This window comes from Prosthecobacter sp., from assembly GCF_044222565.1.
In the GTDB taxonomy this organism is placed as follows: Bacteria; Verrucomicrobiota; Verrucomicrobiia; order Verrucomicrobiales; family Verrucomicrobiaceae; genus Prosthecobacter.
Genome location: NZ_JBGANA010000028.1, coordinates 18,920 through 31,627, shown reverse-complemented (window position 1 = coordinate 31,627; position 12,708 = coordinate 18,920). Strand labels below are relative to the sequence as shown.

Here is a 12,708-nt window from a genome sequence, read left to right as displayed (position 1 = left end):
GGGGTTTCCGATGCGCGGGTGCCTGAGACCTCTCTAAACCTTCTCGCTGCATATTCCTTTTGCGAACTGCCCTGCTTCACTGACATTGGCCGCGTGCTGATCCCACCCACGGCCTTGATGCGCCTCCTTGCGTTTCTGACGCTGGGTGTGGTTGCCGTCACGGCGCAGCCTGTCACCACTCGCACGGACAAAGTCGCAGCGCTCATCAATGACTGGTTTGCCAAAGGCACCGCCGCAGGGCTCTCGGCCATCATGTATGAAAATCGCGACGGCCAGCACTCGCCGCTGAACACGGGTCTCTATCCGCAGCTGCAGGTGTTTAAAAGCACCGGAAATGAGACAGGCGCCGCCTCGCAGGTTCGTTCGCAGCCTCTCCTGGGCAACTGCTCCATGGCCTCCGGAGCCACACAGCTCGGCTGTCTCCCGCGCATTTACATGATGGACCCTGGCGGCAACCGTTTCCTGGCCCAGCAGTACCTTTCGAACAACCTCTTCATCTATCCCGAGCATCAGGACTACGACATGGGTGCCAACGGTGTCGGTGGCGGGTACGGTGATCTGCTTCCGCTCAACACGCCGTGCCTACTCATCTCCCAGGGTTCCTCATTCACCGACCAGCCCTTTCTTCAGGCCCTTCTTTCCACCACCGCCGCCTTTCCTCCGGGCACGCAGAAGCTGCTCATTGAAAAGCACCTGCTCATGCCCACCCTGCAGTCCATCTTCCGCCGGTCCAACAAGCAGGTGCAGAACCCGGAGGACTACTTTTCCGGCAAGGCTCATCCTCCCGTTTTTGACGGCAGGCAGATCGACGAGGAAAAGATGGTGCTCATGGCCCATGACATGACATCTGCCAAGATTCCCCCGGTCGTCCTGCTACGTGTCATCGAAGAAAGCCAGATCGAAGCGGGCAAGAATTTCTTTGAGCTTCTCGGTCCCTATCCCTGGCAGCTTTCAGACACGCCAGTCTCCATCGCACGCATACTCCGCGGCAATGAGGCGGAGCACAGCATGCTCATTGGTTTGGACAAAACCGTCAATCTCTTCAAAGCCCCGCTGCAGATGCGCGCCTCCGTTTTGCAGGGAGACCCGCGCTTTGTGCACATTGAGCAGGAGCGCGGCGGCGAGGCCATGCGTCTCCGCATCCGCTGGCAGCCGCCCATTGCCGCCGCCACCGGCATTCGAACCCATCGCATCGACATCGGCATCTTTGCTGACAACGGCGCCAGCGTCAGCGCGCCCGCCATCATCAGCTTTTACATGCTGCCCAACGAGATGCATTTCTACGACGAGAAGGGCCGCGTGGCCGAGATCCACTATCAGACGCACAATCCTGATTTCGGACTTCCTGTCACCGAGACGGATCCCCGCTGGGTGAGGATCCTGCTCGCCTTCAGCCTGAAGGACACCAACCTCCGCAGCCGGTTGCTGGATCAAATCCTCACGCCCGAGGAACGCGGCGCCCTGCAAAAGCACTACCTTGTGCTCAAGCCCCAGCTCGAGGCCTTCACTGCCGCCGAGCGTGATGAAAAACGCAAGGACGAGGCCGCGCAGCTCCGCGCCAAACTCGGCGAGGGCATCAGCGCAGCATTGAAAACCATCGCTGTGGAAAAGTCCGGGATCACCGTGCGCGCCACCATCGACAAGGTGCTCAACACCATCGCCGCGTTTCATTCGTTCTATCTCGGTTCCCAGAGCGAGCTCGACAAACTCGCCATGACCTCCTCCAAATCCACCGCCGTCGCAGATGTCCGCGCCGAGCTCCACCGCCTCATCACCCAGGGTGTACTCGTTGAGCAGGCCTCCGGTCATTTCGACACCATGTCTCCTCCAGACAAGCTCTCCCTCGGCGAGCGCTACATGCTGCGCGGACTCAACCTCACCCTCTTAAGCCAGGTGGTGTTCCCCGAAGTACTCGAGCGCTCCACCGCTCCTGCGTATGTGAGCCCCCGGCTTACCACGCCAAAGCTGTGGCGCGATGTCTATCGCTACGATCCCGACTCCGGCGCGCTGCAAGGGTGGATCCGCTACGCCGACTCCCGCATCGCCAACTTCGACGCCGAAGGCCGCCTCCTGCCGGACGGCCCCAAAGGCAAGGCCGTCCCCGTCATTTACTTCAAAAACGACAAAGACCTCCTCACATGGCGCGCGCAAGCAGGGCCGGTGCCGGTGTCTCCGTCGCCCAAGTGAGGCGGGGAATTGGAATGTGGAAGGTGAAGCCCGTCACATGTTCCAAAAAAATACATTCACTTCGGCTCCGTCCTCCAGGCTTGTTTCATACTGTTTTTCAGTGGGTTCTGCCTGCGAGAAAATTCCCGCTCCTTTCCCATTCCGAATTTGCCCGACCCTGCAGCCGCAGAAAGTTTCACTGAAGCCCCACTTACGGTTCGGCAAAATTTGAGCGATCTTCATAAATTGTCGCAGCGTCGTTCCGCGCGGCACATGATGCACACCCGGCTTTCTGAATCCAGTGCGCGCTGTCACCGCAATGGTCTGCTCACTGTGCTGACCATACTCGGCTTTGGGCCGGGGCAGGTTCGCATCGAAGACGTAGCAGCCTGACAGACCGCAGATCATCAGCACTGAACAAAAGAATCTCATGAGCATACGGCATGAGTGGAGCCATTTGCGTTTTCGTTGAAACAAACCAGTTCGCTTCCATCAGTGACGGAAGAACGGCAGGTTCCCGCTCTGCCACCAAAAGTACACAGGCACCCATGCAGCGATCAGCAGCGGCCAGCCCATCCACCGGGAACGCCCCTTGGTCACGATGAATCCCACCACGATCAGCAGGGAGGCGGTAAAAACGAGTGCCGCCTGGACGAGCAGCCAGAGTGCCATCGCCATGCCACCACCCGGCCCCTCCTCATCCGAAAAGCAGGCCCAGCACCACAGCAAATCCAGCGCAGCCGCCAGTCCTCCCGCCAGCATCAGCCAGGGAATGCGCTTCCAGATGCTTTGAGGTTTGTCAGTCATAGCTCATCACATCGTGCATCTGCCATGACGCACGGGATTTCCCAACGCCGTCCTCACTCCAGAGGCGCAGGTCCAGTGCTCCCAGCGGCTCAAGCCACTTCAAGGTTGTTTTCAAATCATCGCCGCCACCACCCTGCGCACGCGCAGCCGCAAACTTCTTCAGGAACTCACGAAGTTTGGTGATGTTCAGCTTCACGCGCATGCCTGCGGCCGGGCCGCCACGTGGCTGCTGCAGGAGCTCCGCCACATGGCTCTGCTGCACACGGGAGGTGCCCAGCATGAGCAGCCGGTCATTCAAAGACGCGCAGGGTGCCAGCTCCCGTGAATCAAACGGCAGCTCATACACATAGCTCATCAGGTCGCCGCTCCGCTTCACCACCGCCTCTGGCAGCGTGATCGGCTGCGGCAGTGGCACGCTCTTCAGCAGCAGCTGCAGCGATTCTTCCATGTTCTGCCATGACACTCCGATGAGCGCCCGGTTCTTGATCTCATGCACGGTCATCATGCGCGGTAGCGGCACAGCATCACCACCTGGAGGCAGGCCCGGCAGCTGCGGCATCTTTCCGCCCACATCGAGAATGAAGGCTCCATCGCCGGTCAGCGCTTTTTGCCAGATCGTTTTCGTGCCGTCATACACATCCAGCACCCGGGGCAGCAGCATCTGGTCCGCCAGCTTGTACATCTCCGCGGACTGTGTGCCGCCCACGCCCGCCTTCACCAGCTCATGCGCTGTCGCATGCACCGCGCGCATCCACGCCTCAAAATACGCCCGCCCCGCGCCGGTGCTGGACCCCTGGCCGCTCACGCCCAGCACCAGTTCAGGCTCATCCAGAAGCGCGCTGAACTGCGATGCCCTGCTCATCTCCTCCGCATCCTTTTTGGAAAAGCCTCCCGTCATCTCCATCTGCACACCACCCTCCCACCACGCCACCGCCGCGCCCGGCGTGTGGTCGCTGTGGTAATACGCACGCTCAGCCGCCGCGAGCTCGATCATCCCCGGCTCCAGAGCGCCAGCCATGCCAGCGAACATTTTCTCTGCGCGCAGTCCCGCCAGCAGTCCGCTCAGGATCGGCTGAAACGGATGGTCCGACTGCAGCACGTCCAAAAAGGCACCGTCCCAGCATGCGATCACACCCAGACCTTTCTGCGCGTGCGCATCCAGCGTGCGCATTTCAGGGCGTGCCAGCACCGACTCCTCCACCGAACTTGCCAGCCGGATCTCATCTTTGGATTTCCCCACCGCCAGATAGGCGCGCTGCGTGCCGAGGCCGAGCGCCAGCACCCATTTCTTCCGCGCCAGCACCTCCAGTCCGCGCGAGATCCGGTCCTGCATCTCCGGCGTCAGGCCCGGCATCGTCTTCACCAAAACATCCAGCCACTCCCGCCGCCGCTCCGCAGTCAAAACACGCTCCATCGCGATTTCATTCACCGTGATCTTTTCGCCCTGGGTCGTTACGATGCGTGACTGCGGCGCATCTCCAAGCCAGTCCGCCAGATGCAGCAGATCGCTCATCTGCTTCAGCACCTTCTCCGGTTCTGGCGATGCCACACCGATCATCATCGGCGGCATTTCAAAGCGCTCCAGCAGCAGGATCAGCGCCTCCAGCACTTCGGTATCTCGCAGGGCCGCATCTACGAGTTTCTTGGAATCAAAGCTTGTGCCCAGCCCCGACAACGCGCCTCCGCTCATCATGCCGCGATACGCCGTCTCGTTGTAGAGATCATTCAGCTGCCGTAGCAGCAGGAGACTTTTCACGCTTTCCGGCCCGAATGCGACAAAGGCATCGTCCACCGCGACGGCTTCGTTTGATCCTGAAGCCGGCAGCTTGTCCTCCACAAAGGCGTGCATCTGCCCCCACCAGCGCGAGGCCATCAGCGCCTCCGTATGCTTCTTGAGCTGCACGCTGCTCAGGCAGAACTCCACATCCACCGGCACCCTTCCCGCCAGGCCCAGCTTTTCAGCCTCCGTCAGCAGTGTGGGTTTCACCACAACAGGCGCCGCCGTTGTGGCAGGTGCGGCAGCTTTCTTCTTTCCACAGCCACCAAGAAACAACGCCGCCAGCAGGAGCGGCGCAGCTCGAATCACCCACCCCACGCGCCGGTGCCGCACCTCTCGGGCGATAGGGCTTCGGCACTCATTCGTCATGCGGATGTTGGCACAGGTCATTACTTCAGCGCAGCATACACCCGGTGCACATCATCGTGCCCATCCAGGGTCTGCAGGAAATTCGTCACTTCATCCCGCTGCTCATCCGTCAGCTCCGGGTATTCTTTGGGAATGTAGCTCATTTCCGAGGTGGTGATCTGCCAGCCCGCCGCCTTCAGCGCCTTCGTCACTGCGTCCAGCGTGGTGGTCTGCGTGAAAAAGCGCGCGCCGAGGTGGCCCGCCGCCTCTTCATCCTCGACTTCCATCGGCTCCACATTTTCGGCTTCGGCATTCAACGCCGCCTCTTCGATGTCCAGAGACTTGTCCGCATGGTGCGCTTCGATCAGCCCCACATGATCAAACATCCACAGCACCTTGCCCATGCTGCCTGCGCGGAACAGCACGCGGATCTCGGAGGAGGTGCGGTTGTTGTTGTCCGTCAGGCACTCTACCACCACCGGCACCCGGTGCGGGGTGAAGCCCTCATAAATCGTCGTCTCATACTGCACCGCATCCGGCCCGGTGCCCGACCCTTTGGCGATCGCGCGCTCAATGGTGTCCCGCGTCACACTCTGTTTCTTGGCATTCGCCACGGCGGCTGCCAGACGGGCGTTGTATTCGGGGTGCGGTCCGCCCAGCTTCGCCGCCACCTGGATTTCACGCACCAGCTTGCCCGTGATCTTCCCCTTCTGGTCCGCGGCCATTTCCCGCCATTTCTGTTTCCATTGTGCGCCCATGATGTGTGTCTGTTCAGTTCAAAGTTAGGCCACAATCAAAGGTGGGAGCGGGGGGAATGCAAGAGCCACAAAGGCTGGACTCCTATTGAACTCCGCGCGCCGCGCGGAGACTAATCGCATACCTCCAAATACAAGGTCGCATTTGAAACGGCCTGTATGCTTGTCCATACGATGGCGATGGTCTCCAGGGGTACTTGCGAAGTGACGCGAACCACAACGGTTGGTGTCACGGATTTTTTCCCAAGTTCTTGCCGAACCGCAGCCCGAATATTTTTCTTTCTTATCAACTCTTGTTTCCATTCCAGCTGGCGAAACAACCACTGGTCATCGGTTTGAATTTTGGGCGGAGACACGTCAAGCCTCACTTCACCCAGCTGAATCTCTTTTTCGGAATCAATTCGAACCACCATCGCTCCAGGCGGAGGGGACTTTGCGGGGTTTGCAAATTGCAACCTGAACTCGTAGAAGGTATTGCGCTCGATGGATAAGCATATCCCAGGTGTACAACACAGGAGCGTCACGGTCGCCCCAACCACTCCAAACACACCCCAGGGGACAATCCACCTCCACTTGCTGTCGATGCACCCCATCTGCCAGTCAGGGGTGCGACGAAGCGATGATCTGTGAAAGCGCATGCCCGGTATGACGAGAGCGCCGAACCACTTCTTGGGTCCACTACTGGCCATCGGCACAAATCTTCCTGCCGCTACCGGGCAGTAAGTGTGCGCACCACCGTCTTTTTGTAAGCAGGCAGGATCTGGTTCTCCATCGACTTCACGCACTTTTCCACGGCATCAATCACCTGCTCGATGCTGTGCGGAGAACCCTCCGGCTTGTGTGCGGTCGTTGCGTCAATGGTGAGCGCGAGCGTTTGGTCTGCGGCTGAAATCCTGGCCGTGATCCTGATGCCGTAGGCGGCAGCGATGTTCACATTTTGAGGCTTCGCCCATTTGGCTGCGCTCGGTGGCAGGTATTCGCTGCAGATGAGGCCAAAGTCACAGTCGGGAGCGCCGCCCGCTCTCAACACTGGCACATCCAGCAGGAAGATGGGTGGGAATTCCTCGCTCTCATCGGACAGGCAGACCGGCATTTTGACCATCAAGAATGAAGTCGTGGATGCCTGGGCCAGCGAGAACAACAACGAAAACAAAAGCAGGAAGGCTTTCATGGGGAAGCCTCTGCGACTGGAAGTTTTTGCGCAACCTCAAACTAGCCTCACAAAAACCGCGCCGTCTCGCTCCCCTTGCACTTCTTCACCTGCTCCGGCGTTCCCGCAGCCACCAGCTTCCCACCCTCGGGTCCGGCCTCGGGGCCAATGTCGATGAGATAGTCAGCCTCGGCATACACATCCGGGTGATGCTCAATCACGACCACCGTGTGCCCCTCATCCACCAGCCGGTGCAGCACATCGATCAGCCGGGCCACGTCCTGCATGTGCAGTCCGATCGTCGGCTCCTCGATGAGATACAAATTCCGCTTTCCGGCCACGGTGATGCCCTTCAGCCGCTCCTTCGTCGTGCGCCCATCGCCGCTGCGCAGTTCGGTCACGAGCTTGATGCGCTGCGCCTCGCCGCCGCTGAGCGTGGGGCTGGGCTGGCCAAGCTGGAGGTAGCCCAGGCCGGTGTCTGCCAGCAGGCGGAGCGGACGAGCGATCTTCTGCACCGGCGCGAAAAACTCCGCGGCTTCGCTGATGCTCATGCGCAGCACGTTGCCGATGTTTTTTTCGTTGTATTCGATTTCCAGCGTGGAGGGATTGAAGCGCTGGCCGTTGCAGGCCTCGCAATGAACCCGGGTGGTGGGGAGGAAAGCCATCTCCACCTTGATCTCGCCATTGCCACCGCAGACCTCGCAGCGACCGCCTTCGGTGTTGAAGGAAAAACGGCTCGCCGTGTAGCCGCGTGTGCGTGCCAGCGGCACCTGCGCGAAGAGATTGCGGATGTCATCGAGGATGCCCACATACGTGGCCGGGCAGGAGCGGCTGGTCTTGCCGATGGGCGACTGGTCCACCTCATGCACGGTCTGCAGATTTTCAAATCCGCTGATGCTCTTCCAGGTCTTGACGGTCGTTTTGACCTTTGACTTGCTGATCTTTTCCCGCACCGCAGGCGAGAGCGCGCCATGCATGAAGGAGCTCTTGCCGCTGCCGCTCACGCCCGTGAGCACCGTGAGGCGGCCGAGCGGAATGGACACGTCCACGTTTTTGAGATTGTTCACCGTCGCACCGGTGACGGCCAGCCAGCCTTCTTTGGACTTGGCTGCGGGAAGAGGACGGCGCGAGCCGCGCACCGGGTGCTGCATGGGTGAACGCAAAGTGGCGCCGGTGACACTTTGCTTGTTCTTCAAAATCTGGGGCAGCGTGCCCTGCGCCACGATCTGCCCGCCAAACTTCCCAGCACCAGGTCCGAGATCGAGGATGGTGTCTGCGCGCTTCATGGTTTCGTCATCGTGCTCCACCACCAGCAGCGAGTTGCCCTTGTCCCGCAGAGCCATCAGCGTGTCCAGCAGCTTCTCGTTGTCACGCGGATGCAGGCCGATGGTCGGCTCATCCAGCACATACAGCACCCCGCGCAGATTGCTGCCGAGCTGCGCGGACAAACGAATGCGCTGCGCCTCACCACCGCTCAGCGTATCCGCACTGCGGTTGAGCTGCAGATACCCCAGCCCCACCTCCTGCATGAACTTCAGGCGCTGGGCGATCTCCTTCACAATGTCCCGCGCGATGATCGCCTCCGTGCCTTCAAACTTGAGCTTGCCCAGCAGCTTGCCTGCATCGCCCGCCGTCAATCCGGCGAACTGCTGAATCTTCGTGCCCTGCAGCTGCACCGCACGGCCGATCTCATTGATACGGCTGCCCTGGCAGCTCGGGCAGATCTCACGCGGCTTGTCCTCTTCATCCTCCGCGCTGGCAAAGCGGCGCTCTTCTTCCAGCTCCGCTTCGAGCACAGACACATCCGGCGCGCGATCGGCGTGGTCGGTCTTGTGCCCTGTGACGCCAAATCCGCGGCAGTCTTTGCACCAGCCATGCGGGCTGTTGAAGCTGAAGAGGCGCGGGTCCAGCTCTTCAAACGAGAGACCGCATGAGGGGCAGCTCATCTCAGTGCTCAGCACATGCATCGTCTTGTCATTCAGGCGCAGCTTGATCGTACCCTTGCCCATCTTCAGCGCGGCCTCGATGTGAGAGCGGATTTGCTCGGCATCGTCGCTCATGGAAACACGGGCGATTACTGCATCGATCGTGTGTTCTTTGAAGCGCTCCAGTTTCTTGAAGCCCATCGTGTCGCGGAATTCTCCGTCCACCAGCAGGGTCTGGATGCCATGCTTGGCGGCATGCTCCGCCACATCGGTGTGGAAGCCTTTGCGCGCTTTGATCAGCGGCGCCAGGAGCTGGCCTTCGCTACTGCGCAGGTGCTGCTGCACGGTTTTCAGAATGGCCTGCACGCTCTGCTTTTTCACCGGCACATTGCAGGTGGGGCAATACTGCGTGCCCAGCTTGGAAAACAGCAGGCGAAAGAAGTGATACACCTCCGTCACCGTCGCCACGGTCGATTTTCCACCGCCGCGCGAGATGCGTTGCTCGATGGCCACGGTGGGCGGCACGCCGGTGATGAGATCCACCTCCGGCTTCTCCATCTGTTCCACAAACGTGCGTGCATACACGGACATGCTGTCCAGGAAGCGCCGCTGCCCCTCCGCAAAAACGAGGTCAAACGCCAGAGAGGATTTGCCGGAGCCGCTAAGGCCGGTCACGACGACAAATTCATCGCGCGGAATGTCCACGGAGATGTTCTTGAGATTGTGCTCGCGCGCGCCGCGGATGCTGATGGCGTTCGCCGTTCGCTGATCTCGGTTCGCGGGTGTTTCCCGAGGCGTCTCACGAACCAAGCTGGGGGCAAAAGTCCGGGTGCCGAGAACGGTGCTGAGATATTGTCCGGTATGTGAAGCCGCGCATGCCGCGACTTCCTCCGGCGTTCCTGCGATCACGAGGGAGCCGCCTGCTTCGCCGCCTTCAGGGCCGAGATCGATGACCCAGTCCGCGCATTTGATCACCTCCAGGTTGTGCTCGATCACGAGCAAACTGTGACCCTCATCCACGAGGCGTTGCATCAGTTTCACCAGCAGCGCGATGTCGTCAAAGTGCAGGCCTGTGGTGGGCTCATCCAGCAGCAGCAGACTGCCTGAGGAGGCGCCAGCGGGATGCTCGATGAGATGCCCGATGAGCTTGAGGCGCTGTGCTTCACCGCCCGAGAGCGTGTTCAGCGGCTGGCCGAGCTTCAGGTAGCCAAGGCCCGCTTCGTTGAGAAGGCTGAGCTGCGAAACAATCTGCGCGGCCTTTTTGGATGACTCAAACAACGGCCCGCCAAACCAAGTCACTGCATCCTCCGCCGTCATGCCGAGCACTTCGTGAATGCTCCTGCCATGCAGCAGAACTTTGAGCGCGTGCGGCTGATAGCGTCTCCCTTCGCACTCAGGGCAGGTCACATACAGGTCGCTCAGGAACTGCATCTCGATCTTCTCGAAGCCATTTCCAGCGCAGCGCTCGCAGCGCCCCTCGCCGGAGTTGAAGCTGAAGAAGCCCGGCATGATGCCCTGCGCCTTCGCATCTTCTGTCTCTGCGAACAGCGCGCGGATGTGATCAAACGCGCCCAGAAACACCGCCGGCGTGGAGCGCGGCGTACGTGCCAGCGGTGACTGATCCACCATCACCACATCATGCAGCTGCTCCCAGCCCGTGATCTTGCTCACGCGCCCGGGTTCTTCTTCGCACACTTCGCCGCGCAGCCTTTGCAAATTCCGATACAGCACATCATGCACCAGGGTGGATTTCCCCGAACCGCTCACGCCGCTGATGCAGCAGAAAACCCCCAGCGGAATGTCCACATCCAGCTTCTTCAGATTGTTCTGTCGCGCACCGTGGATGGAAAGAGTGCCAGGTTTCAGGTTTGAAGTTTCAAGTTTGCCTTTGCGGCGTCCCTTGACCTCCACGGCCTCTGAACCTGAAACTTGAGACTTTAAACTTGTAACGGAACGCCTCTTCGCAGGCACCGGCACCGACTTCCTCCCAAACAGGTAGTCTCCCGTAAGCGACTTCACCTTTGCGCTGAGTTTTTCGAGCGGCCCGCTGTACACCAGCTCGCCTCCCTTCTCGCCACGACCCGGCCCGATATCGATCAGGTTGTCCGCGCTGCGCATCACGGCTTCCTCGTGCTCAACCACCAGCAGCGTGTTGCCTTTGTCCCGCAGCCCTTCCATCACGCCGATGAGGCGGCCGATGTCACGCGGATGCAGTCCGATGCTCGGCTCATCCAAAACGAAAAGCGTGTTCACCAGCGAAGCACCAAGGCAGGTCGTCAGATTCACGCGCTGCAGCTCACCACCGCTCAGTGTTCGCGTCTGCCGGTCCAGGTTCAGATAACCCAGTCCCGCGCGATCCATGTAGCTGATGCGGCTGGCGATTTCTCCGCGCAGCATCGTCGCCACATGATCGCTCGCCTTGATCGGCCACGACTCTACCAGCGGGTGCAGCTCGCTCACCGGCAGACGTGAAAGCTCGGCGATGGTGTGCTGCCCGATGCGATAATTGTACGCCTCCTTCTTCAAACGCCCGCCGCCGCAATCGCCACACTCCGTGTAAGCGCGGTAACGGCTCAGGAACACACGCACATGCATCTTGTAGCTGCGCGACTCCTGCCATTTGAAAAAGCCGCGCACGCCATACCACTCGCCGCGATTGTACGCCTCCTCCGGATCATCCCGCGTCCCTTCAATGAGCCACTTGCGATCTTCCTTCGAGTAATCCTCAAACGGCTTGTGAATGTCCACCCCGCGCTTCCGCGCTGCCTTCTCCAGATCCACCTGAGACTCGCCATAGGTGCTGCCTTGAAACGGACGCACCAGCCCCTGATTGATGCTCAGCGACTCATCGGGAATCGCCTTCCCCATGTCCAGCCCCAGCGTGCGGCCAAAGCCCCGGCACGTCGGACATGCGCCGATGGGGCTGTTGAAGCTGAACAGTCCCGGCGTCGGCGCTGGCAGCGTGATGCCGCAGTCCGCGCAGGACCAGTCCGTGGAAAAGTGCCGCGTCTCATCATCGATGCTCGCTGCCACCTTGCCTTTGCCGTAGCGCAGCGCCGCCTCCAGCGCCTCGCTCACGCGTGAGCGCTGCTTCGCTTCCAGTGTCACACGATCCTGCACCACCATCACCTGCTCCGGCAGTTTGCGGCCCTTGACCGCGTCCGCCTCATCCAGACGGATCACGTTTCCATACAGCCAGATGCGCAGAAAGCCCTGGGACTGCAGAAACGCCGCAAAGTCCGCCGCCACGGCGTTCTTGGGCACCGGCACGGGGAAAAGAATGAGCGCCTGCTTTCCGGCAAACGCGCCGAGCAGTTCGTTCAAGATGCTCTCCGGCGACTCCGGCCGCACCGTGCGATGGCAGGAGGGACAAGTCGCCTCCGCCAGCCGCGGAAACAGCATCTTCAGGTAGTCATTGATCTCCGTGATGGTGCCCACCGTGGAGCGCGTGCTGCGCATGTTGTTCACCTGCTCGATTGCGATCGCCGGCGGAATCCCCTCAATCGAGTCCACCTTCGGCTTGTCCATGCGTTCAAAGAACTGCCGCGTATAAGGCGAAAACGTCTCCACATACCGCCGCTGCCCTTCCGCATAGATGGTGTCAAACGCCAGCGACGACTTCCCCGAACCGCTCGGCCCCGTGATCACATTCAGCTTCCCCAGCGGCAGATCCAGGTCCACCCCCTTCAAATTGTTCTGCCTCGCCCCCCGGATGCGAATGACGTCACTGAGCGAATTCTTTGCGGCAGATTTTTTGGCAGTACGAGACATGGAGGCGCG

Annotated in this window: 8 protein-coding genes; 1 reads left to right on the top strand and 7 read right to left on the bottom strand. The window is 60.5% G+C overall.

Annotated elements, in window-relative coordinates; all coding sequences use genetic code 11:
* Positions 1-114 precede the first annotated feature (114 nt).
* Positions 115-2,187 (top strand): hypothetical protein, encoded by a 2,073-nt coding sequence (locus tag ACILSR_RS28010; RefSeq protein WP_395753124.1) that lies wholly within the window; start codon positions 115-117, stop codon positions 2,185-2,187.
* Positions 2,188-2,220: 33 nt separating this feature from the next.
* Here ACILSR_RS28010 and ACILSR_RS28005 read toward each other — a convergent pair whose 3' ends face one another.
* The 7 genes from ACILSR_RS28005 to ACILSR_RS27975 form a co-directional block, all read right to left on the bottom strand.
* Positions 2,221-2,598: a hypothetical protein gene (locus tag ACILSR_RS28005; protein WP_395753123.1), complete on the bottom strand. Its 378-nt coding sequence runs from the start codon at positions 2,596-2,598 to the stop codon at positions 2,221-2,223.
* 60 nt (positions 2,599-2,658) lie between these two features.
* Entirely contained in the window at positions 2,659-2,973 is a 315-nt protein-coding gene (locus ACILSR_RS28000; RefSeq protein WP_395753122.1) for a hypothetical protein, read from the bottom strand.
* Entirely contained in the window at positions 2,966-5,140 is a 2,175-nt protein-coding gene (locus ACILSR_RS27995; protein ID WP_395753121.1) for a hypothetical protein, read from the bottom strand. The genes ACILSR_RS28000 and ACILSR_RS27995 overlap by 8 nt, the downstream gene beginning before the upstream one ends.
* Positions 5,140-5,856: a YebC/PmpR family DNA-binding transcriptional regulator gene (locus ACILSR_RS27990; RefSeq protein ID WP_395753120.1), complete on the bottom strand. Its 717-nt coding sequence runs from the start codon at positions 5,854-5,856 to the stop codon at positions 5,140-5,142. The genes ACILSR_RS27995 and ACILSR_RS27990 overlap by 1 nt, the downstream gene beginning before the upstream one ends.
* 110 nt (positions 5,857-5,966) lie before the next feature.
* Positions 5,967-6,638, bottom strand: a complete 672-nt coding sequence (locus tag ACILSR_RS27985) for a hypothetical protein (RefSeq protein WP_395753119.1) — start codon at positions 6,636-6,638, stop codon at positions 5,967-5,969.
* Positions 6,563-7,024 (bottom strand): hypothetical protein, encoded by a 462-nt coding sequence (locus tag ACILSR_RS27980; RefSeq protein ID WP_395753118.1) that lies wholly within the window; start codon positions 7,022-7,024, stop codon positions 6,563-6,565. The genes ACILSR_RS27985 and ACILSR_RS27980 overlap by 76 nt, the downstream gene beginning before the upstream one ends.
* A 47-nt stretch (positions 7,025-7,071) precedes the next feature.
* Positions 7,072-12,699 carry an excinuclease ABC subunit UvrA gene (locus ACILSR_RS27975; RefSeq protein ID WP_395753117.1) on the bottom strand — a complete coding sequence of 1,876 codons (5,628 nt, stop codon included), beginning with the start codon at positions 12,697-12,699 and terminating at the stop codon, positions 7,072-7,074.
* Positions 12,700-12,708 lie beyond the last annotated feature (9 nt).

Bases quoted from the DNA above. Each gene is read 5' to 3' on its own strand.
- ACILSR_RS28005 (WP_395753123.1), bottom strand. From the start codon at position 2,598: ATGAGATTCTTTTGTTCAGTGCTGATGATCTGCGGTCTGTCAGGCTGC.
- ACILSR_RS28000 (WP_395753122.1), bottom strand. From the start codon at position 2,973: ATGACTGACAAACCTCAAAGCATCTGGAAGCGCATTCCCTGGCTGATG.
- ACILSR_RS27995 (WP_395753121.1), bottom strand. From the start codon at position 5,140: ATGACCTGTGCCAACATCCGCATGACGAATGAGTGCCGAAGCCCTATC.
- ACILSR_RS27990 (WP_395753120.1), bottom strand. From the start codon at position 5,856: ATGGGCGCACAATGGAAACAGAAATGGCGGGAAATGGCCGCGGACCAG.
- ACILSR_RS27980 (WP_395753118.1), bottom strand. From the start codon at position 7,024: ATGAAAGCCTTCCTGCTTTTGTTTTCGTTGTTGTTCTCGCTGGCCCAG.
- ACILSR_RS27975 (WP_395753117.1), bottom strand. From the start codon at position 12,699: ATGTCTCGTACTGCCAAAAAATCTGCCGCAAAGAATTCGCTCAGTGAC.